Source organism: Vogesella perlucida (assembly GCF_979366545.1).
This window is the reverse complement of the sequence record NZ_CEETRO010000002.1, coordinates 467,637-494,306: the sequence shown is the minus strand read 5'-3', so window position 1 is coordinate 494,306 and position 26,670 is coordinate 467,637. Positions and strand designations below refer to the sequence as shown.

The window sequence follows — 26,670 nt, the reverse complement described above, 5'->3', positions numbered from 1 at the left end:
CTGGCCGCAGTATCACTGGAACGGGTATCCAGTATTGTCCTAACGGATGGCAGCCTTCAGTGTGGCTACCAGACGGGTTAACTGCTCTACGGCAGTTTCGGGTGTTGCCGCCTCGACTTCCTGTACCAGGCGGCTACCCACCACAACAGCATCTGCCGTCACGGAGATAGCACGGGCGGTTTCGGCATCACGAATACCAAAGCCCACACCGATAGGTACAGTAATGTGTTCTCTAAGGGCGGCAATTTTACGCGCTACGTCGTCAATGTCCAGATTTCCCGCGCCGGTAACGCCTTTTAATGACACATAGTAGACGTAACCCCGCGCCAGGCGGGCAATTTCGCGCACCCGCTCAGCCGGCGTAGTCGGTGCAATCAGGAACACCGGGTCTAGCCCCGCGGCGGTCAACGCGGCGGTCAGGTCTTCTGCCTCTTCTGGCGGGCAGTCTACCGTCAGCACACCATCCACACCCGCTGCGGCTGCCGCTTGGGCAAACGCCTCGTAACCCAGCACATGCACCGGGTTCAGGTAACCCATCAGCACCACCGGGGTGTGCTGGTTGGTTTCGCGAAAGGTTTTCACCATGGCCAGCACATGGCGCAGGCCAACCTTGTGTGCCAGGGCGCGCTCGCTGGCACGCTGGATCACCGGGCCATCCGCCATGGGGTCGGAGAACGGAATGCCCAGTTCGATAATGTCGGCACCGCCATCTACCAGGCCGTGCATCAGGCCCACGGTCAGCCCGGGGTGCGGATCACCAGCGGTAATGAAAGGAATCAGGGCTTTTTCGCCTGCAGCTTGCAGACGTGCAAAGGTTTCGGCTACACGGCTCATGCGGTATGGTCCTTGCATGGGGAGTTCAATACGGTTTCGAAGTGCTCGACCACCGGGAACGGATCATAGAAATGATGTAGTAACGCGCGCCACTGCTGGTACTGCGGCGATTGCCGAAAGCCCACTGTGTGGGCCTCCAGCGTTTGCCACTGCACCAGCAGCAGATAGCGCCCCGGCACTTCCAGGCAGCGCTGCAGGGTATGGCCGGCGTAGCCGGCAGTGGCGGCAATCAGAGGCGAGGCCTGCTTAAAAGCCTGTTCAAATGCCCGCTCTTGCCCTGCCCTCACCTGCAGATAGGCTGCCTCCAGCACCGGCGCGACGATCACAGCGTGATACCCATCAGACCGGCTACGGTGTTGATGTCTTTATCGCCACGGCCGGACAGGTTCACCAGAATGATCTGGTCTTTGCCCATGGTGGGGGCCACTTTGGCAGCATGCGCCAGCGCGTGGCTGGACTCCAGCGCCGGAATGATGCCTTCCAGGTGGCAGCAGTCCTCGAATGCCTTCAGCGCTTCGTCATCGTTGATGGCCACGTACTCGGCACGGCCAATGTCTTTCAGCAGGCTGTGCTCAGGACCCACGCCCGGGTAATCCAGGCCGGCAGATACCGAATGGGTCTCGATGATCTGGCCGTCCTCGTCCTGCATCAGGTAGCTACGGAAGCCGTGCAGCACGCCAGGTTTGCCGGCTGACAGCGGTGCAGCGTGGCGACCGGTGTCTACACCGTCACCACCCGCCTCTACACCCACCAGACGTACGCCATCCACATCCACATAAGGGTGGAAGATACCGATAGCGTTGGAGCCACCACCTACGCAGGCCACCACCATGTCCGGCTGACGGCCCAACATGTCCTGCATCTGCTCTTTGGCTTCGATACCGATAATGCGCTGGAAGTCACGCACCAGCATGGGGTAAGGGTGCGGGCCGGCGGCGGTACCCAGAATGTAAAACGTGCTGTCGATATTGGTTACCCAGTCGCGCATCGCTTCGTTCAGCGCGTCTTTCAGGGTTTTGGAGCCGCTTTCTACCGGCACCACGGTGGCACCCAGCAGCTTCATGCGGAACACGTTAGGCGCCTGGCGCTTCACATCCTCTGCACCCATGTACACCACGCATTCCATACCGTAGCGGGCCGCCACCGTGGCCGAGGCCACGCCGTGCTGGCCGGCACCGGTTTCAGCGATTACGCGCTTCTTGCCCATGCGGCGCGCCAGCAAGGCCTGACCGATGGTGTTGTTTACCTTGTGCGCACCGGTGTGGTTCAGGTCTTCGCGCTTGAAATAGATCTGCGCCCCCCCCAGCTGCTCGGACCAGCGTTTGGCATGGTAAATCGGGCTGGGGCGGCCCACGAAGTGCTTCAGCTCGTGGTGATACTCTTGCCAGAATGCCGGGTCAGCCTTGGCGCGGGCGTACTCGGCATTCAGCTCGTCCAATGCTGCCATCAATGTTTCCGCTACATAGACACCGCCATACGCGCCAAAACGGCCACGTGCATCGGGGAAGTCATAACTGCTCATGGAATGCTCCTGATGGTTTTGTTTTAAGGCGCCAGACCCATGCCTGGTGCCATTGAATGTTGCCCTTCCCGCACCGCGGCCAGAAACGCCGCCACACGCTCGGGGTGCTTGATACCTTTACCCGCTTCTACCCCGCTGGACACATCTACCGCGGCGGGTTTTACACGGCGCACCGCATCGGCCACGTTGGCCGCATCCAGCCCGCCGGACAAGATCAACGGCAAGGGCAAGGATGGCGGGATAAGCTTCCAGTCGAACACGGCGCCGGTGCCGCCATGGGCACCTTCCACGAAGGCGTCGGTCAGCAAGCCGCGTGCATCGTGATAGTTGGCCGCATAGGCTGCCAGGTCCATGCCCGGGCGCACGCGCACGGCTTTCAAGTAAGGGCGCTGGAAACTACGGCAAAAGGCCGGCGTTTCTTCACCGTGGAACTGCAGCACATCGATGGCACACGCGGCCAATACCTGCTGCACGTCGGCTACTGTCGGGTTCACAAACAGCGCGACCACGCTGACAAAGGGCGGCAAGGCGGCAATGATGGCCTGCGCCTGCGCAATGGTGACATGGCGCGGGCTGGGCGCATAAAACACCAGCCCGATAGCGTCCACGCCCAGCGCAGCGGCGGCCACCGCATCCTGTGGGCGAGTAAAGCCACAAACCTTGGTACGCACTGTCATGCTATCTCCACAGTGTTAGCCGCTCTGGCTGCGCCTGGGTGGGCAGATCAAAAGCGGCCGGGTAACCCACGCCGGTCAGGTACAGCCCGTCCGGCATGAAGGTAGGCGGCGCCTTGGTGCGATCGCATGCGGCCAACAAGGCCTGCATGCCCGCCACATCCAGGCTGCCTTTGCCGGCATACACCAGCGCGCCCACCATATTGCGCACCATGTGGTGCAAGAACGCATCGGCGGTCAGATCAAAACGGATCAGACCCTGGCTCTCTGTGATATCCAGCTGCTGCAAATGCTTGAGCGGCGACTTGGCCTGGCATTCCGCCGCACGGAAACTGGAAAAATCATGCTGCCCCAGCAACACGGCGGCTGAGGCGCGCATGGCATCGATATCCAGCGGCTGGTGGTACCAGCCAACGCGGCCTGCGGTGAGTGCCGGGCGCACCGGGTGCGTCAGCAAGAAATAGCGGTAAGAGCGGGAAAACGCAGAAAACCGGGCGTGAAACTCATCGCTCACCTCACGCGCCCACACCACGGCCACCGAAGGTGGCAAATGCGCATTGACGCCGCGCACCCAGGCATTCAGCGGGCGACTGACCGGCGCGTCAAAATGCACCACTTGCATCAAGGCATGCACACCGGCATCGGTGCGCCCTGCTGCCAGGGTGCTGACAGGCTCACCGGCAATCGCCGATAGCGCCTGATTCAGCTTGTCTTGTACGGTATTGCCACTTGGCTGGGTTTGCCAGCCGGCAAATGCGCGCCCGTCGTATTCCAGACCCAGCGCGATTCTCATTGCACTACTTTCATGATGATGATCAGAACCAGGCCGGCCACACACACCAGCGCCCCATCCCGATACTGCCAAGAGTAAAAACCCAACTCTACCTTATCCGGCAGGGTTTGTGACCCCTGATCTGCCTGCAGGCTGGCTGCCAGCCAGGCCAGCGACAAGCGCGGGCGCGCAGCCAGCAGCTGCTCAGCCTGCTGCAGCGTCAGCACCAGCCGCAGGCTAAAGCGCCCTACCGGCAAGCCAAGCCAGGCCAGCGGGGCAAGCAATAGATGCAAGCCAGCCAGAAAACCGGCCTGCCCGTAAGCCAGCCACAGCAGGCGCACGCTGGCAGACATGACCAGCAAGCGCAGCGCCTGTTCGCCGCCCAGCTGCAGGCCCTCACGCGACGGCGACCACGCCTGCCCTGCCCAACACGGCACGCCCGGCACAAACCAGCCAGACAGCAGGCACACCGCCAGCAGCAAGAAGCGCATAGGCCATACCGCGCGCAGCAACGCACGCCAGGCACCCGGCACCATCAGCCATAGCCCCGTGGCCCACAGCAAGCCCGCACCATGCAAGCCGGACAAGGCCACAATGAAAAACAGCCAGACTAGGAGGCTGGCTGTCGGGTGAAATAAGGCCACAATCACGCTTTGATACCGGCCTCGCGCAACAGGGCATCGGCTGTCTCTGTATCGCCCATCTCGCGGTAAAGCCGTGCCAGATCCTGCGCTGCTTCGGCATTATCTACCTGGCTAGCCAGCGGCACCATTTCGTCCGGCTCTGGCGCAAAATTGCCCAGATCTACCGGTGCACGGGGCTCATCCAGCACGAAATGCTCCGATGATTGCTGTGCGGGGCGATACAGCGGGTTATCCGGGTCCAGCGTACCCCCCAGCTGCAGCACGCGCTTCCACAGGCCACTCGTCGGGCCGAATACGGCCAACAAGTCCAGCGCTACCGACTCGAACTCCTGCCGGTTACCCTTGCGGGCAATCAGGTCCAGCAGTTTCATACGCAGATCTTCGCGATCCGGCTCATTCGCCAGGCTTTCGCGCAGCAGCTGCTCGGCCGCGTCAAAACGGCCATACGCCATCAGCACATCAGCCTCTGCCAGCACATCAATCGCCTGCAAGTTGATATCGTCGGCAATCGGCTGCGCCAGGGGCTGCTCATCCGGGCCAAGGGAGGCACTGATAGTCACCGGCCCCATCGCATTACGCTGCCTTGACACCAGCTGCGGCGACTTGGCTGCGGCACGACGGCGCTTGACCAGCAGCCATGCCAGCAAGCTGGCAACAGACAAGCCCCCCACACCGTACAGCACCCACTGCGTCAGGTTTTCATCCAGGAACGCCTCATCCTGCACAGTGGGTTCTTCCGGACGATGCGCAATGGTTGCTTTGGGCGGCTGGGCAGACAAGCGGTTGATCTCGGACTCCAGCCAGTCAAGTCGCTGCTGGGCAGCTTTCAACTGGGCCAGTTTTTCCTGCTCTTCGGCAGACACCGCAGGCGCTGAGGTAGCTTGTTCTGCCTTGGGGGCAGACGCCTCAGGCGCAGCCGCAGCTGCAGCAGATGCCAGCGGCTTTACTACAGCAGGCCTCGCGGCATTTTCTGGTGCAGCTGCCGGCTTAGTCGCGGCAGGCGCTTCGACTGCCGCTGCCGGCACTTTCATCAGCGCACCGGCAAAAAGCTTGTTTCTGTCACCATGGGCAAAAGCCGTGGGGTTGGCCGCGTACAGTGCATTTTCTGTCTGCGAAACCGTCTTGCCCTGGGCAAAGCGCCGCGCCAAACCGGACAAGGTATCACCAGGCTGCACGCGGTACTGCCCTGGCATGTCGATAGCCTGCGCGGCCGGGCGCACAAGGGGCTTGCTCAGGGAAACACCACGCTGGGGCACGGCAAATACGAAACCACGCTGAATGATGGCACCGTCGTGGCGGGCCTCCAGGCTAAACGCCACACGGGCCTGCTGCAGGGGCGTAGTTGAGCTGACTGACAACCACTGGCGGCCTTTGCGCTGATGCAGCGCCAGCACGGGCTTGCCCAGGGCATTATCATCGGAAAGTACGGCAAACGTGGCGGCACTAATGGATGCCGGCCACTCCCCCAGCAGTTCGATTTCAGCGCGCATCGGCAGACCACGCGCAGACAGCAAGCGCCCCTCACCAAAGGCAAGACCACCAGGCTCGTCGATCAGCGGGTGACGCTCCGCCAAGGCAGCGCTACTGTCTTCTTTCTTGCCAGACGGGCCCGGTACAGGCCCGCCCCCGCTCACGCGATACTCACGCACCACCTTGCCGGAAGGCCAAGACAGCTCGAGGGCAAAATTGAATGGCTCACCCGGCGCCAGTGCCGGGCCGGTAATACGCACCAGATACTGCTGCGGAGCCACCTCAACCGTTTTGATCTGCAGCTGGCTGGCCTTGTCAGAGTACGGCGCAAGGGTGGAATAGCGCTCGCGGGATGCCAGGGCAACAAAAGGGTTTTCCAGCCCCTGTTCCGGATCCAGCGCTACCTCCGCATAAAACGGTTCACCCGGGCCAGCAAGCAAGCGGATCCCCCCCAGACCCGCCTGTGCCCATGGCGACGCAGCAGCAAATGCGATCGCCAGCCCCGCAACTAATGGCCGCAATGTCACCCCATGTCCTTTTTCAGTTCTTTTTGATGTTCAGGCATAGTACCCATAAGCTGCAGTACTCACAAAGCACATTAACTTCTTACACGATCTGCATCAACATTTACAGCGACGCCAGCAAAGCCTCCGCTTCCGACTTCAGGCTGCCTTGCGCTTCTGCGGCCAACTCTTCCAGCACTTCGCGTGCACCTTCCTTGTCACCCATGTCCAGATAAACACGGGCCAGATCCAGCTTGGTGGACAGCGGGTCATCCGACAGGCTCATACCGTCCAGCGATGGCGCTGCCGGCTCGCTAGCCGGCGGGCTGCCCAGGCTATCCAGCGTGGACATATCGAAATCAAATGCATCATCCACAGACTCCGGCTGGGCGGTGGGGGCGGCGGGTGGCGGCTCCGGGGTGTCCAGATTAAAGTCGAAATCCAACATGTGCTTGTCTTCTGGCGGCTCTTCTGCTGGCGGCTCCGGCTCGGGCGCAGGCTGAGCCAGCAGGCTTTCCAGGTCCAGATCAGGTGCGGGCGCAGGCTCGGCCACTGCCGGCTCGCCAAACAGCGCATTACGCAGCGGGTCGTCATCTTCTACTGCAATGGATTCCGGCTCGATAAAGGCTTCTTGCGGCAGCGGTTCAGGCTCGCCCATCAGCTCGGAATCCAGATCGATACTCATGGCGGCAGCCGCAGCTACCGGCGCAGCTGCCGCTACCGATGCGGCCGGGCTAGCTTCACCCGCATACAGCGGGTTAGTCGGATCCACCGACAGGCCCATGGCGGCCGCACGCGACCACAGTGCGCCTTTACCATCTACCGCAGCATGCAGCTCACGCGCCTGGGCTTCCAGCGCTGCCTTATCTTGGCGTGATGCATAAATTTCCATCAGTTTCAGGCGGACTTCGTGGCGCGTCGGGTCTTTGGCCAAGGCATCTTTCAGGATATCTTCGGCCTGCTGGTCGCGGCCATAAGCCAAGTACACCTCGGCCTCGGCAATCGGGTCGACCTCGCCCGCATCCACACCACTCATGCCGGTGCGGGTAAAGTCTGCCAGGAAAGTATTACCACCAGCTTCATCCACACCCGCTACGCGGCCAACCGTGCCGGCCCCCAGAATGGAAGCACCTGCCGCTTCAGTGGCGGCCTTGGTACCGCGCTTGCGGCGGCGCACGAATAGCAGTGCCGCCACGCCCAGCAAGACTGCAGCACTCCCCCCCGCGATCAGGGGCAGATAGTCCATCACCTGGGACATCAGCCCAGGGCCTTCCTCTTCTGGTGCGCTGGCAGGCTGTGGTGCTGCCGGCTGATGAGCGGGGGCCGATGCAGCAGGGGCCGGCACCGGTGCCGAAGCGGACTCAGCCGGAATTGCAGCCATGGCAGATGCAGCAGACGCAGCCATCTGCAGGGATTTCAGTTTGTCTTCCAGCTCCTGGATTTTCTGCTGCGCGGCCTTGAGCTGCGCATCCTGGGCAGCAGCTGGGGCCGAGGCGGGCTCGGGTTGTTCCAGCTTCAACACGGGCTGTGCTGTATTAGCCGGTGCCGCCGGGGCAGGCATCAGCGGCTGGGCCGCCTTCTGCACCGCTTTGGCCGGTGCCGCGGCAAAGCCGTCCAGCACCTCAGCCACGCGCGACGACTTCAGCGCCCGCGCTGTGGCTGCCGATGGTATGCGCAACCGCGCACCGGTTTTCAGCGTGGCAGGGTCGCCGTTTACAAAAGCAGACGGGTTAGCCAGCACCAATGCCGCCATGGTCTGGCGCAGGGTAGCGCCTTCTGCGCGCGCGATGCGGCCAACCTGGGCCAGGGTCTGACCTCGCTTGACCACAATGAAATCCGGTGGCAACGCTGACACCGGTGCAGCTGGTGCTGGCAGCGGGATCCGCACGGCAGACGGTGTAGCGGGTTTCAGGCGCGCCGGCTCGGCGGCAGCAATGGCTTTGGCAGAGCGCTCGATGGCATCCGCTTTGTTCGGGTATTCCAGCGGGTCCAGCAGCACGGTGTATTCGCGAATCGAGCGGCCACTGGCGGTTTTGGCCTCTACCACAAAGCGCAGGTAGGGGTCGCTGATAGGCTGAACCGACAGCACCCGGATATAGGGCTTGCCGTTGGAACGATACGCCAGGGCAAAGCGCAGGCTGGTGAGCGCCGGGCTGTAGTCTACTTGCAGATCACGAAAGGTATCGGGAGAGGCCAGGCCAACACGCACGATTTCGTCTTCGGCACTGCCGGTCAGGTCGATATCGGCACGCAGCACTTCGCCCAGATTGGAGCGTACCGCTATCCCCCCCAGCCCGCCCCAGGCGGCCGTAGAAAACAGCAAGGCCACCAACAGCGAACTCATCTTTTTATTGGCTAGCATCGTAATGCGCTACCTTTCGGTGAAATATTCTTGATTCCGGCCCGCAGCGTGCGGCCATCCAGGTAATGGCGGCCGTACCACAAGGCAAGGCGGCCGGAAATCCAATCAAACTACATAGCTTTGTTTATCCGCAATACTACTAGTAGTTATCGAGTCAGGCAAAATACCCGCGTTTCATGAGTGCCGCTGTGGCGTCAACACATGGCAAAGCAGCACCAGTACGCGCATTATCGGCGGCCAGCCAGAACGACAGGCTACGGCCGGTCTGGCGTACACGGCTTACCCACACGGCTTCGTTACCCGAGGCTTCCAGCGGGGTGATATAAGGCATCTCGCCGGCGGGGTCGTCCATCACCTGCAAGCGCGCGGCCTTGAACAGCTCGCGGGCCTTGTCGGCGGTGATGGGCTCGTCGGTCTGCACCGTTACCGCCCAGCCATGGCCAAAGAACACTGGCACGCGTACGCAGGTGGCCTCCACGTCCAGCCCTGGCAGGGCCAGCACTTTACGCAGCTCTTGCTCTACCGAGCGCTCTTCCTCGCTGACACCCTGCTCGTCCACACCACCGATCAGCGGCAGTACGTTGAAGGAAATACGCTTGGGGTAAACCTCCAGCTCCACGTCGCGGGCACCAAACAGCGCGGTGGTCTGGTTAGCCAGCTCTTCCAGCGCGGCACGACCAGAGCCGGATACCGACTGATAGGTAGACACAGTCACGCGCTGCAGGCCCGATGCACGCAATGCGGCCAAGGCCTGCGCCAGCGGTGTTACCGTGCAATTGGGCACCGACACCAGCAGGCCTTCGCCCAGATCGTCCAGCACGGCGTCGTTGACGCCAGGCACATACAGCGGCACATCGTCAGACAAGCGGTAAACGCTGCTGAAATCGATAATCGCGCAGCCGGCCTGGCGCGCTTCCGGCACGTACTGGCGGGTAAGCTCGGCGCCACCCACAAAAATGGCCAGCGACGCATTGGCAAAGTCGAACTCGTCAACCTGGGCAACATCGAGCTCCAGGTTACCAAACGAAACGGTTTCACCTTCTTTATCGGCAACATCCAGTGCAAATACACGGCCAATCGGCAAGTGGCGCTCGGCCAGCAGATCGAGCACAGCTTCACCAACCAGGCTGGTGGCACCAACAACAGCAAGACGAATCGTTTCAGACATGTAAATACCTTGAGTTTCAATACAGACAAGGGCAGAAAACTGCCAGAAAGTCACAACTAGCCAGCACGGCAGATAGCAAGACTTTCTTGAAAAAGAGAGTGGCCCACAAAAAACAGGCCTGCAGAAAAATGGATTGTGCTCATTTTAGCGCACCCAGCTTGCAAATGAAGCGGGCTGCACAGTAAAAAAGCCTGCCACCCAAGGGTGACAGGCCGTTTATCCGCCGTGCAAAGCAGGCGGCTGGCAGGCTCAGCGCTCGATCAGGATGCGCAGCATGCGGCGTAGCGGCTCGGCCGCGCCCCACAGCAGCTGGTCGCCAATGACGAAAGCCGACAGGTATTCACCACCCATGTTCAGCTTGCGTACGCGGCCCACGCCAATTTGCAGGCCACCGGTGATGGCTGCCGGAGTCAGCTCTTTTACGCTGATTTCGCGGTCGTTCGGCACCCATTTCACCCAGTCATTACCCGACTTGATGATGGCTTCGATTTCTTCCAGCGGCAGATCTTTCTTCAGCTTCACGGTCAGCGCCAGGCTGTGGCAGCGCATGGCGCCAATGCGCACGCACAGGCCATCTACCGGAATGGTGCTGTCGGTGCCCAGAATCTTGTTCACCTCGGCCTGGCCTTTCCATTCTTCCTTGGACTGGCCGTTATCCAGCTGCTTGTCGATCCAAGGGATCAGGCCGCCAGCCAGCGGCGCACCGAAGAATTCGGTCGGTACGTCTTCGCGGATGGACGCAGCCACCTTGCGATCGATATCGAGAATGGCGGACGACGGTGTCGCCAGCTCGTCTGCTACGGCAGCGTGTACCACACCCATGCCTTTGAGCAGCTCGCGCATGTGGTTGGCGCCGCCGCCGGAGGCTGCCTGGTAAGTCATGGAGGACACCCACTCCACCAAGCCTTCGCGGAACAGGCCACCCATACCCATCAGCATGATGGAGTTGGTACAGTTGCCGCCGATGTAGTCTTTTACGCCCTTGGCCAGCGCCGCATCGATCACGTTGCGGTTTACCGGGTCCAGCACGATCACGGCATTGTCTTCCATGCGCAGGCTGGAAGCCGCGTCGATCCAGTAGCCAGTCCAGCCGGCCGCGCGCAGCTTGCCGTATACCTCGGCGGTGTAATCACCACCCTGACAGGTCACGATGGCGTCCATTGCCTTCAGCTCGTCGATATTGCGCGCGTCTTTCAGCGGTGGTACCTCGCGGCCAACGTTTGGTGCTGCACCGCCTACATTGGAGGTGGTAAAGAACACCGGCTCGTTGATCACGGCAAAATCATTCTCTTCCAGCATGCGCTGCATCAGCACGGAACCCACCATGCCGCGCCAGCCTACAAAACCTACTCGCACGATAATTTCTCCTGAATGTCGTCGGGTGTTTGAAACCGCTGCCCTCGGTTAAAACCGGGGCTTATCTAGTGATCTACCCCATTGTGCAGGGCAACAGCAGCACGCACAATGGGGTAGATGTTTTTTATTTGAACAGCATTAAAACAGTCATTTACATGGCAGCAACTACAGCATCGCCCATGCCGCTGCAGCTGACTTTCTCGCAGCCTGCTTCAAAGATGTCCGCAGTGCGATAGCCTTTGGCCAGCACAGCTTTCACCGCGTTTTCCACGCGCTGGGCGGCAGCTTCCTGGCCGAAGGTATAGCGCAACATCATGGCGGCAGACAGGATGGTGGCCAGCGGGTTAGCCAGGTTTTTGCCGGCGATATCCGGGGCGGAACCGTGACTAGGCTCGTACAGGCCTTTGTTGTTCTGGTCCAGCGACGCCGACGGCAGCATGCCGATGGAGCCGGTGAGCATGGAGGCTTCGTCGGACAGGATGTCGCCAAAGATATTGCCGGTCACCATCACGTCGAACTGTTTGGGGTTACGCACCAGCTGCATGGCGGCGTTATCCACGTACATATGGCTCAGCTCTACCTGCGGGTATTCACGCGCCACGTCGATCATGATTTCTTTCCAGAACTCGGTGGTTTCCAGCACGTTGGCCTTGTCTACCGAGCACAGCTTCTTGTTGCGCTTCATGGCAATGCCAAACGCCACGTGGGCAATACGGCGGATCTCGCTCTCGCTGTAACGCATGGTGTTGTAGGCTTCGCGCTCGCCCAGCTCGTTTACGGCAATGCCGCGTGGCTGGCCAAAATAGATATCACCGGTCAGCTCGCGCACGATCATGATATCCAGACCCGACACCACTTCCGGCTTCAGCGTGGAAGCATTCGCCAGCTCCGGATACAGAATGGCCGGGCGCAGGTTGGCAAACAGGTTCAGGTCTTTACGGATCGCCAGCAGGCCACGCTCCGGGCGCAGCGGGCGATCCAGGTTGTCGTATTGCGGGCCGCCAACGGCACCCAGCAGTACTGCATCGGCCTGGCGACACAGGTTTTGCGTAAACGATGGATAAGGTTGGCCGAAAGCGTCGTAGCCAGCGCCACCCAGCGGCGCCTCTTCCATTTCGATAGGCAGGCCGTCGCTGCGCAGTACGTCCAGCACGCGTTTGGCTTGAGCGATGATTTCCGGACCGATGCCGTCACCCGGCAGAACTGCAATTTTCATGATCTCTATCCTGTGCTATGTGGCAGAAGGTTGGCCGCATGCGGCCAACCTTGGGGTGTATCAGGCAAACAGCCAAGGCTGGGCAGCGCGGCGTTGCGCCTCGTAAGCTTTGATCTTGTCAGCGTGTTGCAAGGTCAGGCCGATTTCGTCCAGACCACCCAGCAGGCAATGCTTGCGATGCTCGGTGATGTCGAAAGCAAAGGACTGGCCCGACGGCGTGGTGATGGTCTGCGATGGCAGGTCCACGTTCAGTGCATAGCCCTCGGCCGCTTCACATTCGCGGAACAACTGGTCTACCACCTCGGCGGGCTGCACGATGGGCAGCAGGCCGTTCTTGTAGCAGTTGTTGAAGAAAATATCGGCAAAGCTCGGCGCGATCACCACGCGGAAGCCCTGGTCTTCCAGCGCCCACGGTGCATGCTCGCGGCTGGAGCCACAGCCAAAGTTTTCGCGCGCCAGCAGCACCTGGGCACCGGCGTAACGCGGGAAGTTCAGCACGAAATCCGGGTTCAGCGGGCGCTGGCTGTTGTCCATGCCGGGCTCGCCGTGGTCCAGGTAGCGCCATTCGTCGAACAGGTTGGGGCCAAAGCCGGAACGCTTGATCGATTTCAGGAATTGCTTGGGGATGATGGCGTCGGTATCAACGTTGGCGCGGTCCAGCGGGCAGACCAGGCCGTTGAGTGTAGTGAATGCTTTCATTGTGCAGCCCTTTCAATGGCGCTACCCGCCTTCTTGATATCTTTACCGATGCCGGAAACCGTGTTGCAGCCAGTGGTGGCCAGGGCGACGCAGATCAGCACAAAAAGTCGGGTAGTCATGATGTTTGCCTCTATTACAGCGAGCGGATATCAACAAAGTGGCCGGCCACCGCAGCCGCAGCCGCCATGGCCGGGCTCACCAGGTGGGTACGGCCACCCTGGCCCTGACGGCCTTCAAAGTTGCGGTTGGAGGTAGACGCACAACGCTCGCCCGGCTGCAGACGGTCCGCGTTCATCGCCAGACACATCGAGCAGCCCGGCTCGCGCCACTCAAAGCCTGCTTCGATAAAGACCTTATCCAGGCCTTCTTGTTCCGCCTGCGCCTTCACCAGGCCAGAGCCCGGCACCACCAACACCTGCTTCACGTTGGCCGCTTTCTGGCGGCCACGCGCCACGGCAGCAGCGTCGCGCAGGTCTTCGATACGGCTATTGGTACAGGAGCCGATAAACACGATATCCACCGGAATCTCGCTCATCGGAGTACCGGCTTGCAGGCCCATGTAGGCCAGTGCACGTTCGATGGAGCCTTTTTTCACCGGGTCGGTTTCTTGCGCCGGGTCCGGCACGCGGCCGTTGATATCGGTCACCATTTCCGGCGAAGTTCCCCAAGTCACTTGCGGCTGGATGTCGGCCGCGTCCAGCACTACCACCTGGTCGAAGTGCGCGCCTTCGTCGGAATGCAGCGTATTCCAGTACGCCACGGCGGCGTCCCACTGCTCGCCTTTCGGGGCAAACGGGCGGCCTTTCACATAGTCGATGGTTTTCTGGTCTACCGCCACCAGGCCGGAGCGGGCACCGCCTTCGATGGCCATATTGCACAGACTCATGCGGCCTTCCATCGACAGCTCGCGAATGGCCTCACCGCCAAATTCGATGGCGTAACCAGTACCGCCAGCGGTGCCGATCTTGCCGATAATGGCCAGCGCTACGTCTTTGCCGGTAATGCCGGCCGGCAGCTTGCCGTCCACGCGCACCAGCATGTTCTTGGATTTCTTGGCCACCAGCGTCTGGGTGGCCATCACGTGTTCCACTTCCGAGGTGCCGATACCGTGCGCCAGCGCGCCAAAAGCGCCGTGGGTGGAGGTATGGCTGTCACCACAGACCACGGTCATGCCCGGCAGGGTGGCACCTTGCTCCGGCCCCATCACGTGCACGATGCCCTGGCCTTTGTCCTTGAACGGAAAGTAAGCCAGCGCGCCAAAGGCCTTGATGTTGGCGTCCAGCGTTTCTACCTGCTGGCGCGAGATCGGGTCCTGAATGCCCTTGTCCCAATCGTTGGTAGGGGTGTTGTGGTCGGCAGTAGACACCACCGAATCCACGCGCCACAGCGAGCGGCCGGCCAGCTTCAGGCCTTCAAACGCCTGCGGGCTGGTCACTTCGTGCACCAGGTGGCGGTCGATATAAAGCAAAACGGTGCCGTCGGCTTCTTCGTGCACCACGTGGCTGTGCCACAGCTTGTCGTACAGGGTTTGTGCGGTCATGGTCGCGCCTTCAGGTAAAGAGGAAACAAGGGATTTGCCTGCCGGCCAGCCTGCGCCATGTAGCACGGCCCAGCTTTGCGCCGGCGCAAATCCTGCGTTGGCCACCATCATGACGCAGGCGTTTTCCTAGTACAAGATAAGCTTTTATACTAGTACTAACACTAACAGCCACAGTGCAGACCCCAGCATGAGCAAGCCCAGCCAACCCAGCCCGCTAGGTGACTTTATCCGCAGCCACCGCGAGCGCCTGCAGCCGGAACACGCCGGCCTGCCCGCCGGCAGCCGCCGCCGCGCCAAAGGCCTGCGCCGCGAAGAGGTGGCCGCACTGTGCGGCATCAGCCCCACCTGGCTGACCTGGATAGAACAAGGCCGCACGCAGTCGGTATCCGCCGCTACGCTGGCGGCGCTAGCCAGCACCCTGCAGCTGTCGCGCGCCGAAACCGACTACCTGTTCAACCTGGCCGGGCAGAAAAACCCGCAGCACAGCAGCGCTGCGGCCAACCCTGAGGCCGAACAGATGCTGGCCGCCGCCACCGCCCACATCAGCCGGCCAGCCTATGTGCTGGACGCGCTGTGGCAGGTACCGGCCTGGAACGCTGAAGCCGGCGCGCTGTTTACCGGCTGGCTGGACGAACCGGGCAGCAAGAACCTGCTGCAGTTCATGTTCTGCCACCCGCTGGCCATGCAACTGGTAGACGACTGGCCCACGCGCGCGCGCCGCATGGTGGCCGAGTTCCGCGCCGACACCAGCGCGCTGCAGCACGAGGCCGCCACTGCGCTGATCGCCAGCCTGCGCGAAGCCAGCGCCACCTTCGACGAGCTGTGGCGGCAACAGGATGTACTGGGGAGAGAAGGCGGCGAGCGGGTATTCAACCACGCCCACCAAGGGCGGCTAAGCTACCAGCAGCTCACGCTAAGGCTGGCACATGCGCCGGAATTGAAGTTGGTGATGCTGTTGTAAAAATGGGTTACTCCGGCAACGGCCCCAGATGCTCGTTCAGCAACAGCCAGCGCTGATTCTCGCATACCAGTACGCAAGTACCCCGCCCGGCACCAGACGCAGGCTGACCGTCTATGACTCCACACCAATCAAAACGGTAGATGCAGCTAGCAAACGCCTGGGTCTGCATCACCCACTGCAACTCGCTAATGCGGTACTGCTCGTCACGGATGATGGTAAAAACTCGGCGCACGGCTTCACCGATGGCCTCTCGCCCCCAATGCGTGCCACTGGAAAATACGAAGCATGCATCCGGGTGGATAAAAGGTGCAATCCGCACCCAGTCATACGTGGCCAAGGCTGCTTCGTAAGCACGCAAGGCCTGTTCGGGTGTCTGCTGCATCTGCCTCTCCTGAAAGTTCGATTTACCCAATGGTGGAAAAGCGCTGCGCATGGTTCATCAGGCAGCAGTTGGCCGCAACCACTTCACACACACCACCACACCCAGCAACAGCGCCAAGGTAGACACGCCAAAGGTCAGCGCTACACCGCCGTATTGCCACAACACGCCGCCCAGCAGGCCGCCGACGCTGCCGCCGATACCGAACGACGCCACGGTGTACAGGCCCTGCCCCCGCGCCTGGTGCTGCTCGGCAAAGTTGCGGTGAATCAGCCCCACGGCAGCGGCGTGGTGTACGCCAAAGGTAAAAGCGTGGCCCAGCTGCGCTACAAAAGCCACCGCTGCCACCGGCAATAGCGTGGCCATCAGCGCAAAGCGCAGTGCCGATACCAGCAGCGAAGCCAGCATCAGCTTTTCCAGCGTAAAGCGTGCCATCAGGCGTGGCATCTGCCAGAACACCACAATCTCGGCCATCACCCCTGCCGCCCATAGCAGGCCGGTAGTGCTGGCGCTATAGCCGGCTTCTTTCAGGCCGATGGAGTAAAAGTTGTAGTACGGCCCCATGGCAAACGACAGCAAAAAGCAGCAGGCAAACAGCGCCACCACGTGCGGCTGGCGCACCGTGGCCCAGATCGGCTCCGGGCGGGCTTTATGGCGCTCGATAGCCACCTCCGGCACGCGCCAGCAGGCCACCACAATCAACCCCAGCAGGCCAACGATCAGCCACGGCAAGTTAGCCATGGTGACCAGGTTCAGCAGGTAGCCACCGCTGGCGGCAAAGCAGACAAAGCCGATAGAGCCCCACACCCGCACGCGGCTGTAACGGCCAGGCTGGCTGCGCGTGAGGTGCGCGGTAGAGGCCTCGCCCAGCGGCAGCGCAGCGGCCCAGAAGAAATGGTTTACCGCCAGCCAGATGAACATGCCCCAGAAACTGTGCTGCCAGGCCACCATGACAAAGCTGGCCATGGATACCACCGAAGTCCATAGCATGATGGCGCGGCGCTGCCCGCTACGGTCGGCCAGCCAACCCCAGAACATCGGCGCCACAATGCGCGCCAGCGTGGACAGCGCCATCAGGATGGAGATCTGGACCGTATTAAAAGACAGCGATTCGAGGTACAGCGACCAGAACGGGCCAAACAGCCCCTGAAAGGCAAAGTAGGAAAAATAGAACGCCGCCAGGGCAGCCAGAGGGGCAGATGCAGACATGATGCAGAACGAAAGGGGAAGCGGGTGCAGCGCACCGGGGCGCCAATATAGCGCAAAAGCCCCGGCACATGAAGCACGCATGCCCCGCCTGGCCATAAAACAGACTGTTTCGTGCTACCGGCAGCCGTGCACACCGCGGGTGGCAGGCTTACCAGCTGTCCTTGAAGCGCACAATATCGCGGCGAGCTTTCTTGGTGGGCCGCCCATCGCCATACGGAAAGCTGGCGTGCTCGGCTTTTTGCAAGCCGATCTGGTGCTCGCGGGCGGCGATGGACTCCTCGCTTTCGCTATACAGCAACCGCGCCTCGGCCGCTGGGCGGCGCTGCGTGGCCAGGCCCAGCACGGTCACGTTGTACACCAGTTTGTCGATGCGGATTTGCAGTAGCTCGCCCTCGCGCGCCACGCGTGAGGCCTTGACCCGCTCGCCGTTCACCAGCACGCGGCCCAGCTCCAGCGCCTCGTGCGCCAGCTGGCGCGTTTTGAAAAAGCGCGCCGCCCACAGCCATTTGTCCAGCCGGACTTTGTCGTCGTCTGCGGCCAACTTTGCTTTGCTCATGCCGCCACCTGCCACTGCGCTTGCACCACACCCAGATCCAGCTGCAGCACATCCCCCGCATGCAGCTGCCCTACCCCTTCCGGCGTGCCGGTAAAGATGACGTCACCCGCGCGCAGGCCGTATACCTGCGACAGGTAGCTCACGATGTATGGCACCGAAAAGCGCATCAGGGTGGTGTCGCCCTGCTGGCGCAGCTGGCCGTTTACCTGCAGCGTGAAGCGTGCGGCCAACGGGTCCAGCGCGCTGGCAGGCACAAAAGCGGATACGCAGGCGGCACCCCGAAAACCTTTGGCCTTGGTCCACGGCAGACCTTTGGCTTTTACCTGGCTTTGCACATCACGCGCGGTCAGGTCCAGTCCGATACCGTAGCCGGCCACGTACTGCAGGGCATCGGCTTCGGCAATATGGTCGGCATCGCGGCCGATCAACACCAGCAGCTCGCACTCGTAATGCACATCCTGCGAAAAAGCGGGCAACTGCAAAGGTTGGCCGCAGGGCAGCAACGCGGCCGCCGGTTTCAGGAACACCACCGGTTCTTCTTCCATGGCATTCCCCAGCTCGGCAGCGTGGGCGGCGTAGTTGCGACCAATACAAAACAGGGTATTGGCACGCTGCTCTACCCCAGCCAGACAAACATTCATAAATCCACACCTATCAAATGAATCGGTTTTTAACCACAGAAATCTACAACAAAACGCAAAATACACTAAAAACAGATAAGAGCATGATATTGAATCGGCACGCAAAGGGGGCACTATGAGTATCAAGGCACGCGTTTTCTGGCTGGCAGGCAGCCTGCTTATCTTGATGATTTTGCTGTGCGGCAGCATGGTTTTCCTGCTGCAAAAAAGCAATAGCGCCTTTGCCACCACCTATCAAGACCGCGTCATCCCGCTAAAACAGCTCAAGGTTGTTGCCGACATGTTTGCCGTAAACGTGGTGGACACCATCCATAAAACCAATGCCGGCACGCTGTCAGCCGCAGACGGTAGCGCCGCCATTGCTACGGCCGAGGCCGAATTCAACAAACAGTGGTCCGCCTATACTGCCACCCACCTCACCACCGAAGAAGCCGCCCTGGTAGAGCACGCCAAAGGCAAGATAAGCAATGCACTGGGTGTGGCCCGCCAAGCCAGCCAGCTGATGCAAAGCGGGCAGAGAGAAGCCCTGCACACACTGGCCAATAGCCAGCTGTACCCGGCCATCGACCCGCTCAGCACCGACATCAGCAAATTGATAGACCTGCAGCTGGCCGAAGCGGAAAAAAACTACCAGACCAGCGAACAGACCTTGCACCAGAGCTTGCTATTTGCCAGTACAGCCTTGCTGTTGAGCCTGGCTGTGGGCAGCATCATGGCCTGGCGCCTGGCCAGCCGGCTGAACAGCAGCGTGCGCGAGCTGGCCGATACCTGCCAGGCGATCACCCACAAGCATGACCTGAGCCTGCGCATACCGGTACGCGGCAAAGACGAGCTGGCCGTGATTGCCGGGCAGCTCAACAGCCTGCTGGACAATATGAGCACCATTATCCAGGACGTACGCAGCAGCAGCGATAACATCAATCAGATGGCGCGCCAGATTGGCCAGACCTCCGACACCATCAGCACGAGCTCGCGCCAGCAAAGCGAAGCCACCTCGTCCATTGCCAGCACGGTAGAACAATTTGCCGTCAGCATCACCCATATTGCCGACAGCGCGGATGTTGCCCAGCAGCGTGCCAGCCAGGCCGGCAAGGCCTCCAGCGACAGCTCGCGGGTGATTGATGCCACCCTGGAGGAGATCACCGCTATCGGCACTGCCATACGGCATAGCGAACAACAGGTGGCAGCGCTGACCCAGCAAAGCCAAACCATCGTTAGTGTGCTGGATGTGATTCGAGACGTGGCCGACCAGACCAACCTGCTGGCGCTGAATGCCGCCATCGAAGCCGCCCGCGCCGGCGATATGGGGCGTGGTTTTGCGGTGGTGGCCGATGAGGTACGCAAGCTGGCCGAGCGCTCGGCGCAATCCACCGTGCAGATCGACCAGATGGTGCGCGAAATCACCCAGTCGGCCCAGGCAGCCAACCTGGCCATGCAGCAAAGCGTGAGCCGTGTCAGCAAAGGCGAGGCGCTGACAGCAGAAATGCAGGAAGCCATCGGGCGCATCCAGCACACCATTCACGAGGTGTCGCAGTCTGCCAGCGAAATTGCCGACGCACTGGCCGAGCAACGCACCGCCAGCAACGAGATGGCGCGCCGCGTTGAGCAGATCGCCCAGCTATCGGAAACCAATGCCAACAGCGCAGTCAGCCTGGATAGCTACGCCAGCCAACTGGAGGACAAAGCCGATCACCTGGAAAACAAAGTCAAAGACTTTAGCGTGTAAACATGGCAGCGGCCGGGGCGATACAGCAGTCGCCCCGGGCTGCTAACGTTATTGATGCAAAACAACATGCCATAGCAATAAATCTGCCATACTCCCGTCACTAGCCCAACCCCGGGCTGCCACCTGTTGTTGCCTGCATACCCATTACCCGCGTTTATATCGCAATGCAGCATGCCTTGGCTGTGTTTTGTCATAAACCAATGGTAAAGTCTTTACTCAACAGATTGCGCCCAACAAGAAAAACATCCTGTCACGCAAGGCAGCACGGCCTGTTTGTCTTCCCCCATTTGAAGGAGATATCAATGAGTCAGGAAACCACCACATCACTGGACAGCTTTTTTGCCAATCTGTCCGAAGCCAATCAGAAGTGGATGCAGCAGTTCGTGAATTCGCTGGGTAGCGGCCTGTCGCCACAAGATGCGGCCAACCCCATGGCCGGTGCCTGGCAGCAGATGGTAGACAACGCCAACCAGTTTGTTGCCCTGCAAAACAATCTGTACCAGCAACAGATGAATATCTGGCTGTCTTTCCTGGGCCAGCCAGCCGGTGGCGCGGCCGCCGCGCAGCCAGCCGCCAGCGACCGCCGCTTTGCCGCCCCGGAGTGGAACGAGCACCCGTTTTACAGCTTCCTGAAGCAAAGCTATCTGCTCACCAGCAAATGGATGACCGAGCTGGTAGACAAATCGCAGCTGGAAGGCGAAGACAAAGAGCGCCTGGCCTTTGCCACCCGTCAGTACATCGACGCCATGGCACCGACCAACTTCATGCTGACCAACCCGGAAGTGGTCAAGCGCGCGCTGGAAACCAAAGGCGAAAGCCTGGTGGAAGGCATGAAAAACATGGTGGAAGACCTGCAAAAGGGTCATATCTCCATGTCTGACGAGAGCAAATTCGAGATCGGCAAGAACATTGCCTGCACCCCGGGCAAGGTGGTGTTCCGCAACAAGCTGATCGAGCTGATCCAGTACACCCCCACCACCGAACAGGTATACGAAAAGCCGCTGCTAATCGTGCCACCGTGCGTGAACAAGTACTACCTGATGGACCTGCAACAAGATAACTCCATGGTGCGCCACTTCGTGGCCCAGGGTTATCGCGTGTTCCTGGTGAGCTGGCGCTCGGCCACCCCGGACATGAAACACTACAAGTGGGACAACTACATCGAGGAAGGCGTGATCGCTGCCACCGAAGCGGTACGCAAGATCACCAAACAGCCATCGATGAACGCGCTGGGCTTCTGCATCGGCGGCGTTATCCTCAACACCGCGCTGTGCGTGATGAAACACCGCAAGCTGAACTACATCGACAGCGCCACCTTCATGACCTCGCTGCTGGACCACACCGAGCCGGGCGAAATCAAGGTCTTCATCGACGACAAGCTGATCCAGGCGCGCGAAGCCAAGCTGGCCAGCGGTAGCGGCGGCATCGTCAGCGGCAAGGAGCTGGGCCGTACCTTTGCCAGCCTGCGCGCCAACGACCTGGTGTGGAACTACGTGGTAAACAACTACCTGCTGGGCAAAACCCCGCCACCGTTCGACCTGCTGTACTGGAACAACGACGCGGTAGACCTGCCCCTGCCGATGCACACTTTCTTCCTGAAAGAGTTCTACATCAACAACGCGCTGACCAAGCCAGGCAGCATCGAGCTGTGTGGCGTGAAAATCGACGTATCGCAGATCGACATCCCGCTGTACATCTTTGCCGCACGCGAAGACCACATCGTACCGTGGCAGTCTGCCTATGACGGCGTGAAATACCTCACCGGTGCGCCTTCCCGCCGTTACGTACTGGGCGCGTCCGGCCACATTGCCGGCTCCATCAACCCGGTGACCAAAGACAAGCGCAACTACTGGGTCAACGACACCCTGGCCGCCAGCGCAGACGCCTGGCTGGACGGTGCAGAAAGCCGCCCGGGCAGCTGGTGGAAAGACTGGGACGGCTGGCTGGCACCGCAGTCCGGCGAAAAAGTCGCCGCCCCGAAAACCTTTGGCAGCAAAGAGCTGCCAGCCCTGTGCGACGCGCCGGGCGAATACGTGCAAGCCAAGGCCATGCCGGCTCAGCTGGCTACCCTGCAATAATCTGCAAAAACTTCTGTGCTAGATTGCGGCTTCAACCGAATCTGGCACAGAACAGAACAACCTGGAGAAAACCATGCAAGACATCGTTATTGTTGCAGCACTGCGTACCGCCGTTGGCAGCTTTGGCGGCTCCCTGGCCAAAATCCCGGCCCCGGAACTGGGCGCTACCGTGATCAAGGGCCTGCTGGAAAAAACCGGCGTGAAGCCGGAAGACGTCAGTGAAGTCATCCTGGGTCAGGTACTGACCGCTGGCGCTGGCCAGAACCCGGCCCGCCAGGCACTGATCAAGGCCGGCCTGCCAAACAGCACCCCGGCCTCCACCCTGAACGTGGTATGCGGCTCCGGCCTGCGCGCTGTGCACCTGGCCGCCCAGGCCATTGCCAATGGCGATGCCGAAATCGTGATTGCCGGCGGCCAGGAAAGCATGTCGCTGTCCCCGCACATCCTGCCGGGCTCGCGTGACGGTTTCCGCATGGGCAACACCCAGCTGGTGGACACCATGGTGGCCGACGGTCTGACCGACGCCTACAACCAATACCACATGGGCATCACCGCCGAAAACGTGGCCGCCAAATACGGCATTAGCCGTGAAGAGCAAGACGCGCTGGCCCTGGCCTCGCAAAACCGCGCCGAAGCCGCCCAGGCCGCTGGCAAGTTCGACGCCGAAATCGTGCCGGTACTGGTACCACAGCGTAAAGGCGACCCGGTAGCCTTTGCCAAAGACGAATACATCAAGGCCGGCACCACGGCCGACAGCCTGGCCAAACTGCGCCCGGCCTTCAAGAAAGACGGCAGCGTCACTGCCGGTAACGCCTCCGGCATCAACGATGGCGCTGCCGCCGTGATGCTGATGACCGCCGAGCGTGCCGACAAGCTGGGCCTGAAACCACTGGCCGTGATCAAGTCCTACGCCCTGACCGGCTGCGAGCCGGAAATCATGGGCATCGGCCCGGTATCTGCCACCCGCAAGGCGCTGGACAAAGCGGGCTGGAAAGTGGAAGACCTGGACCTGGTAGAAGCCAACGAAGCCTTCGCCGCCCAAGCACTGGGTGTTGCCCGCGAGCTGGGCTGGAGTGCCGACAAGGTCAACGTAAACGGCGGCGCCATCGCCCTGGGCCACCCTATCGGTGCATCCGGTTGCCGTGTTCTGGTGACCCTGCTGCACGAAATGCAGCGTCGTGACGCCAAAAAAGGCCTGGCCACCCTGTGCATCGGCGGTGGCATGGGTGTAGCGCTGGCCGTAGAGCGCCCGTAAGCCCAACCCCCATCGGCAAGCAAGGCCCCGCTACGGCGGGGCTTTTTTATTGTGCGACGGTGACTGCGCCGCCCCCAAGCCGCTTGGCACGAATGCGCTGCCGACCGGCATACTGTTTACAGAACATTGCGTCCTGTCTCATTGGCCGTCTTGCCAGCCCCTGCTTATCGCCGCAAAATGAATACAATATTCCAGCGAGAACCATCATGAGCGCCACCCCAGTTTCCGCCCGCCTGGCAGCCCTGCGCCAGAGCATGCAGCAGCACGGCATTACCGCCTGTCTGATCCCGTCGTCCGACCCGCACCTGTCCGAGTACCTGCCCGGCTACTGGCAGGGCCGCCGCTGGCTGTCGGGTTTTCATGGTTCGGTCGGCACACTGATCGTGACCCGTGATTTTGCCGGCCTGTGGGCCGACAGCCGCTACTGGGTTCAAGCCGAGGCCGAGCTAGCCGGCAGCGAGATCCAGCTGATGAAAATCCAGACCGTCGCCAGCCCGCTGCACCTGGACTGGCTGGCGGCCAACCTCGTGAGCGGCAACGTACTGGCGGTAGATGGCGACGTACTGGGCCTGGCCGCCGCACGCGCACTGCAAGCCGCGCTGAACAAGGCCGGTGCCACCCTGCGCACCGACTTCGACCCACTGGCAGCCATCTGGGCCGATCGCCCCACCCTGCCCGCCGCAGCGGTTTACGCACACCTGCCGCCATTTGCCAGCACCCCGCGCCACGCCAAGTTGGCCGCAGTACGCGCCGCCATGCAGCAGCACGGCGCCGACGCACACTTTATCTCTACGCTGGACGACATTGCCTGGCTGTTCAACCTGCGCGGTGCCGACGTGAATTACAACCCGGTATTTGTGTCGCACGCACTACTGCGCCACGATGGCGCCACGCTGTTTGTCGGCGCCGGCAAGATCGACAGCGATCTGGCTGCCACGCTGACTGCCGACGGCATCACCGTCGCCGACTACCACGCTGCCAAGCCCGCCCTGGCCGCCCTGCCCGCCGGCAGCCGCCTGCTGCTGGACCCGCGCCGCATCACCCTGGGCCTGCGCCAGGCGGTAGCCGACGGCGTACAGGTCGTCGAAGCCATCAACCCGTCCACCCTGCTGAAATCGCGCAAAACGGCGGAAGAAGCGGCGTTCGTGCGTGAGGCCATGGCGCAAGACGGCGCGGCACTGGCCGAGTTTTTTGCCTGGTTCGAGGCCAACGTTGGCCGCAGCCGCATTACCGAGCTCACCATCGACGAGCAGATCACCGCCGCCCGCGCCCGCCGCCCCGGCTTTGTCTGCCCCAGCTTTGCCACCATCGCCGGCTTCAACGCCAACGGTGCGCTGCCACACTACCGCGCCACCGAAGACAGCCACAGCGAGATTAGCGGCGATGGCCTGCTGCTGATCGACAGCGGCGGCCAGTACCACGGCGGCACCACCGACATCACCCGCGTGGTAGCGGTAGGCACACCCAGCGAAGCGCAGAAGCACGACTTCACCCTGGTACTGAAAGGCATGATCCAGCTCAGCCTGGCGCACTTCCCGCAGGGCACGCTATCGCCCATGCTGGACGCGCTGGCGCGCGCGCCAATCTGGCAGGCCAACATCGACTTTGGCCACGGCGTAGGCCATGGCGTGGGCTACTTCCTGAACGTGCACGAAGGCCCACAAAGCATTTCGCGTGCTATCCCCGAGCCGCACATGGCCATGGAAGCCGGCATGATTACCTCCAATGAGCCGGGCATCTACCGCCCGGGCCGCTGGGGTGTACGCATCGAAAACCTGCTGCTGAACGTGGACGCCGGCAGCAGCGAATTTGGTGACTTCCTGCGCTTTGAAACCCTGACACTGTGCCCCATCGACACGCGCTGCATCCTGCCCGCGCTGTTGACCCCGGCCGAGCTAGCCTGGCTCAACGCCTACCACGCCGAGGTCTATGCCCGCATCAGCCCGCTGGTCAGCGGCGACGCGCTGGCCTGGCTACAGCACGCCACCCGCACACTGTAAGGCGCTGCCCAAGCCGCCCGTGTCGCGGCAAAAACAAGTTGGCCGCACGGTTACCATGTACCATGCGGCCAACTTGGCAGGCTGCAAACACAGTGCCGGCCACATGGATACCGGACCCGGCACAGCCGGGCCGCGCCAGCCACACCATGGCAACCGCAGCCTGATTGTTTACAAGACCAAACCCGTTTGCTTTGCAAACGGGTTTGGTCTTCTGTCTTACAAGTTGGCCGCACGGTAACAATGTACCGTGCGGCCAACTTGTAACTGTGCCATATTAAAGTCAATATTCTGGCACGTGGATAATCCATGAAATATCGCCTGATACTGCTGGCAACACTGCTGGCCACCAGCCTGCCCGCGGCCGCGCTATCCTTGCTGACCGAAGACTGGCCACCCGTGAGCTTTGCCAACAGCAAAGGTCAGCCCGATGGCATGGCCGTGGAAGTGGTCAAGTTACTGCAAGAGCGCTTAAAGGACACCACCCCCATCCAGGTGCAGCCTTGGGCTCGCGCCTACAACAGCTTGCTGAACGAAAAAGACGTGATGCTGTTTACCGTTGGCCGCAGTGCCGAGCGCGAACGGCTGATGACGCTGCTAGGCCCCATTCTGGTCTCCAGTACCGATGTCTTTGCGCTGCGCCAGTACGCAGCAGAAATCCGCAAGCTCAGCCCTGCTGCCATGCAGAAACTGTCTACCGCCGCCTACCGTGGCAGCATTTTTGAAAGCACCGCCCACAGCCGGGGGTTTAATGTTTTCCCGACGACCGACCCGGCACACTCGGCGCGCATGCTGGCCGCCGGGCGCGTGAAACTGTGGGTAGAGGGCAATGTGGTAGTGGGCAATGTATTACGCGAACAGGGCCTGCCGCTGGCTACCGTAGAGCGTGTCGCCACGCTGGACCGCCTGAGCCTGTACCTGGCTTTTTCAGCCAATGTGCCGCGCGATACCATCCTGCGCTGGGAAAAAGCCCTGGCAGACATCAAGCAAGATGGCAGCTTTGCCGCCATCCACCAGCACTGGTTCCCGCAAGACCCGGTGCCGCTACAGGTTGAGCGGCTGGGCATACAGCGCTGATATTGTCTGACAATCGGTGTTATGATGACGG

At 61.3% G+C, this 26,670-nt stretch carries 24 protein-coding genes; 6 read left to right on the top strand and 18 right to left on the bottom strand.

All coding sequences use genetic code 11. The features are described 5' to 3' along the window. Positions 1–39 precede the first annotated feature (39 nt). From trpA to leuC, 14 genes are all read right to left on the bottom strand, one after another. Positions 40–834, bottom strand: a complete 795-nt coding sequence (gene trpA / locus ACZ9XP_RS04670) for a tryptophan synthase subunit alpha (RefSeq protein WP_147685024.1) — start codon at positions 832–834, stop codon at positions 40–42. Beyond that, positions 831–1,160, bottom strand: a complete 330-nt coding sequence (locus ACZ9XP_RS04665; protein WP_147685022.1) for an antibiotic biosynthesis monooxygenase family protein — start codon at positions 1,158–1,160, stop codon at positions 831–833. Before ACZ9XP_RS04665 ends, trpA begins: the two co-directional genes overlap by 4 nt. After that, positions 1,157–2,356 carry a tryptophan synthase subunit beta gene (trpB, locus tag ACZ9XP_RS04660; RefSeq protein ID WP_147685020.1) on the bottom strand — a complete coding sequence of 400 codons (1,200 nt, stop codon included), beginning with the start codon at positions 2,354–2,356 and terminating at the stop codon, positions 1,157–1,159. Before trpB ends, ACZ9XP_RS04665 begins: the two co-directional genes overlap by 4 nt. 23 nt (positions 2,357–2,379) lie before the next feature. Further along, positions 2,380–3,033, bottom strand: coding sequence for a phosphoribosylanthranilate isomerase (locus ACZ9XP_RS04655; RefSeq protein ID WP_465188077.1), 654 nt, complete (start codon positions 3,031–3,033; stop codon positions 2,380–2,382). 1 nt (position 3,034) lies between these two features. Continuing rightward, positions 3,035–3,823, bottom strand: a complete 789-nt coding sequence (gene truA, locus ACZ9XP_RS04650; protein WP_147685015.1) for a tRNA pseudouridine(38-40) synthase TruA — start codon at positions 3,821–3,823, stop codon at positions 3,035–3,037. Beyond that, the gene (locus ACZ9XP_RS04645) at positions 3,820–4,452 is read right to left on the bottom strand and encodes a hypothetical protein (protein WP_147685012.1); all 633 of its coding nucleotides are present in this window, start codon (positions 4,450–4,452) and stop codon (positions 3,820–3,822) included. The genes truA and ACZ9XP_RS04645 overlap by 4 nt, the downstream gene beginning before the upstream one ends. Next, complete coding sequence (locus tag ACZ9XP_RS04640; RefSeq protein ID WP_465188076.1) at positions 4,449–6,443, bottom strand: type IV pilus assembly protein FimV; 1,995 nt, start codon at positions 6,441–6,443, stop codon at positions 4,449–4,451. Before ACZ9XP_RS04640 ends, ACZ9XP_RS04645 begins: the two co-directional genes overlap by 4 nt. 100 nt (positions 6,444–6,543) lie before the next feature. Beyond that, entirely contained in the window at positions 6,544–8,763 is a 2,220-nt protein-coding gene (locus ACZ9XP_RS04635; RefSeq protein WP_240803407.1) for a FimV/HubP family polar landmark protein, read from the bottom strand. 172 nt (positions 8,764–8,935) lie between these two features. Then, positions 8,936–9,949, bottom strand: a complete 1,014-nt coding sequence (locus ACZ9XP_RS04630; protein WP_147685004.1) for an aspartate-semialdehyde dehydrogenase — start codon at positions 9,947–9,949, stop codon at positions 8,936–8,938. Between the two features lie 249 nt (positions 9,950–10,198). Further along, positions 10,199–11,305 carry an aspartate-semialdehyde dehydrogenase gene (asd, locus tag ACZ9XP_RS04625; protein ID WP_206211236.1) on the bottom strand — a complete coding sequence of 369 codons (1,107 nt, stop codon included), beginning with the start codon at positions 11,303–11,305 and terminating at the stop codon, positions 10,199–10,201. Between the two features lie 151 nt (positions 11,306–11,456). Further along, positions 11,457–12,521 carry a 3-isopropylmalate dehydrogenase gene (leuB, locus tag ACZ9XP_RS04620; RefSeq protein ID WP_147693623.1) on the bottom strand — a complete coding sequence of 355 codons (1,065 nt, stop codon included), beginning with the start codon at positions 12,519–12,521 and terminating at the stop codon, positions 11,457–11,459. A gap of 60 nt (positions 12,522–12,581) precedes the next feature. Continuing rightward, positions 12,582–13,220 (bottom strand): 3-isopropylmalate dehydratase small subunit, encoded by a 639-nt coding sequence (gene leuD, locus ACZ9XP_RS04615; protein WP_147684994.1) that lies wholly within the window; start codon positions 13,218–13,220, stop codon positions 12,582–12,584. Continuing rightward, on the bottom strand, positions 13,217–13,339 hold the full coding sequence (locus ACZ9XP_RS04610) for an entericidin A/B family lipoprotein (RefSeq protein WP_147684992.1): 123 nt from the start codon (positions 13,337–13,339) through the stop codon (positions 13,217–13,219). The genes leuD and ACZ9XP_RS04610 overlap by 4 nt, the downstream gene beginning before the upstream one ends. Before the next feature lie 14 nt (positions 13,340–13,353). Next, entirely contained in the window at positions 13,354–14,760 is a 1,407-nt protein-coding gene (leuC, locus tag ACZ9XP_RS04605; RefSeq protein ID WP_465188075.1) for a 3-isopropylmalate dehydratase large subunit, read from the bottom strand. Positions 14,761–14,947: 187 nt separating this feature from the next. Here leuC and ACZ9XP_RS04600 point away from each other — a divergent pair, with 187 nt between their 5' ends. Further along, positions 14,948–15,721: a helix-turn-helix transcriptional regulator gene (locus ACZ9XP_RS04600; protein ID WP_465188074.1), complete on the top strand. Its 774-nt coding sequence runs from the start codon at positions 14,948–14,950 to the stop codon at positions 15,719–15,721. Positions 15,722–15,728: 7 nt separating this feature from the next. Here the strand turns inward: ACZ9XP_RS04600 and ACZ9XP_RS04595 are convergent, their stop codons facing one another. The 4 genes from ACZ9XP_RS04595 to ACZ9XP_RS04580 form a co-directional block, all read right to left on the bottom strand. After that, positions 15,729–16,103 (bottom strand): YybH family protein, encoded by a 375-nt coding sequence (locus ACZ9XP_RS04595; RefSeq protein WP_465188073.1) that lies wholly within the window; start codon positions 16,101–16,103, stop codon positions 15,729–15,731. A 57-nt stretch (positions 16,104–16,160) separates the two neighbouring features. Beyond that, entirely contained in the window at positions 16,161–17,309 is a 1,149-nt protein-coding gene (locus ACZ9XP_RS04590; protein ID WP_465188072.1) for an MFS transporter, read from the bottom strand. A gap of 148 nt (positions 17,310–17,457) precedes the next feature. After that, a complete protein-coding gene (locus ACZ9XP_RS04585; protein WP_017509238.1) occupies positions 17,458–17,865 on the bottom strand; it encodes an RNA-binding S4 domain-containing protein in 408 nt (135 codons plus the stop codon). Beyond that, a complete protein-coding gene (locus ACZ9XP_RS04580) occupies positions 17,862–18,506 on the bottom strand; it encodes a fumarylacetoacetate hydrolase family protein (protein WP_147684975.1) in 645 nt (214 codons plus the stop codon). Before ACZ9XP_RS04580 ends, ACZ9XP_RS04585 begins: the two co-directional genes overlap by 4 nt. Positions 18,507–18,621: 115 nt before the next feature. On the opposite strand from ACZ9XP_RS04580, the gene ACZ9XP_RS04575 reads away from it, so the two are divergent. The 5 genes from ACZ9XP_RS04575 to ACZ9XP_RS04555 all read left to right on the top strand — a co-directional run bounded on the left by ACZ9XP_RS04575 (position 18,622) and on the right by ACZ9XP_RS04555 (position 26,639). Further along, positions 18,622–20,232 carry a HAMP domain-containing methyl-accepting chemotaxis protein gene (locus tag ACZ9XP_RS04575; RefSeq protein ID WP_147684972.1) on the top strand — a complete coding sequence of 537 codons (1,611 nt, stop codon included), beginning with the start codon at positions 18,622–18,624 and terminating at the stop codon, positions 20,230–20,232. A gap of 302 nt (positions 20,233–20,534) precedes the next feature. Further along, the gene (locus ACZ9XP_RS04570; RefSeq protein ID WP_147684969.1) at positions 20,535–22,310 is read left to right on the top strand and encodes a class I poly(R)-hydroxyalkanoic acid synthase; all 1,776 of its coding nucleotides are present in this window, start codon (positions 20,535–20,537) and stop codon (positions 22,308–22,310) included. A 73-nt stretch (positions 22,311–22,383) separates the two neighbouring features. Continuing rightward, on the top strand, positions 22,384–23,565 hold the full coding sequence (locus tag ACZ9XP_RS04565; RefSeq protein ID WP_147684965.1) for an acetyl-CoA C-acetyltransferase: 1,182 nt from the start codon (positions 22,384–22,386) through the stop codon (positions 23,563–23,565). 206 nt (positions 23,566–23,771) lie between these two features. Then, positions 23,772–25,565, top strand: a complete 1,794-nt coding sequence (locus tag ACZ9XP_RS04560) for an aminopeptidase P family protein (RefSeq protein WP_147684963.1) — start codon at positions 23,772–23,774, stop codon at positions 25,563–25,565. A 306-nt stretch (positions 25,566–25,871) separates the two neighbouring features. Further along, entirely contained in the window at positions 25,872–26,639 is a 768-nt protein-coding gene (locus ACZ9XP_RS04555; RefSeq protein WP_147684960.1) for a transporter substrate-binding domain-containing protein, read from the top strand. The last annotated feature ends 31 nt before the right edge of the window (positions 26,640–26,670 follow it).

Excerpts from the sequence above, each read along its gene's own strand:
- trpA (WP_147685024.1), bottom strand. The coding sequence starts at position 834 with ATGAGCCGTGTAGCCGAAACCTTTGCACGTCTGCAAGCTGCAGGCGAA.
- trpB (WP_147685020.1), bottom strand. The coding sequence starts at position 2,356 with ATGAGCAGTTATGACTTCCCCGATGCACGTGGCCGTTTTGGCGCGTAT.
- ACZ9XP_RS04655 (WP_465188077.1), bottom strand. The coding sequence starts at position 3,033 with ATGACAGTGCGTACCAAGGTTTGTGGCTTTACTCGCCCACAGGATGCG.
- truA (WP_147685015.1), bottom strand. The coding sequence starts at position 3,823 with ATGAGAATCGCGCTGGGTCTGGAATACGACGGGCGCGCATTTGCCGGC.
- ACZ9XP_RS04635 (WP_240803407.1), bottom strand. The coding sequence starts at position 8,763 with ATGAGTTCGCTGTTGGTGGCCTTGCTGTTTTCTACGGCCGCCTGGGGC.
- ACZ9XP_RS04630 (WP_147685004.1), bottom strand. The coding sequence starts at position 9,949 with ATGTCTGAAACGATTCGTCTTGCTGTTGTTGGTGCCACCAGCCTGGTT.
- leuB (WP_147693623.1), bottom strand. The coding sequence starts at position 12,521 with ATGAAAATTGCAGTTCTGCCGGGTGACGGCATCGGTCCGGAAATCATC.
- leuD (WP_147684994.1), bottom strand. The coding sequence starts at position 13,220 with ATGAAAGCATTCACTACACTCAACGGCCTGGTCTGCCCGCTGGACCGC.
- ACZ9XP_RS04610 (WP_147684992.1), bottom strand. The coding sequence starts at position 13,339 with ATGACTACCCGACTTTTTGTGCTGATCTGCGTCGCCCTGGCCACCACT.
- leuC (WP_465188075.1), bottom strand. The coding sequence starts at position 14,760 with ATGACCGCACAAACCCTGTACGACAAGCTGTGGCACAGCCACGTGGTG.
- ACZ9XP_RS04600 (WP_465188074.1), top strand. The coding sequence starts at position 14,948 with ATGAGCAAGCCCAGCCAACCCAGCCCGCTAGGTGACTTTATCCGCAGC.
- ACZ9XP_RS04595 (WP_465188073.1), bottom strand. The coding sequence starts at position 16,103 with ATGCAGCAGACACCCGAACAGGCCTTGCGTGCTTACGAAGCAGCCTTG.
- ACZ9XP_RS04590 (WP_465188072.1), bottom strand. The coding sequence starts at position 17,309 with ATGTCTGCATCTGCCCCTCTGGCTGCCCTGGCGGCGTTCTATTTTTCC.
- ACZ9XP_RS04585 (WP_017509238.1), bottom strand. The coding sequence starts at position 17,865 with ATGAGCAAAGCAAAGTTGGCCGCAGACGACGACAAAGTCCGGCTGGAC.
- ACZ9XP_RS04580 (WP_147684975.1), bottom strand. The coding sequence starts at position 18,506 with ATGAATGTTTGTCTGGCTGGGGTAGAGCAGCGTGCCAATACCCTGTTT.
- ACZ9XP_RS04575 (WP_147684972.1), top strand. The coding sequence starts at position 18,622 with ATGAGTATCAAGGCACGCGTTTTCTGGCTGGCAGGCAGCCTGCTTATC.
- ACZ9XP_RS04570 (WP_147684969.1), top strand. The coding sequence starts at position 20,535 with ATGAGTCAGGAAACCACCACATCACTGGACAGCTTTTTTGCCAATCTG.
- ACZ9XP_RS04565 (WP_147684965.1), top strand. The coding sequence starts at position 22,384 with ATGCAAGACATCGTTATTGTTGCAGCACTGCGTACCGCCGTTGGCAGC.
- ACZ9XP_RS04560 (WP_147684963.1), top strand. The coding sequence starts at position 23,772 with ATGAGCGCCACCCCAGTTTCCGCCCGCCTGGCAGCCCTGCGCCAGAGC.
- ACZ9XP_RS04555 (WP_147684960.1), top strand. The coding sequence starts at position 25,872 with ATGAAATATCGCCTGATACTGCTGGCAACACTGCTGGCCACCAGCCTG.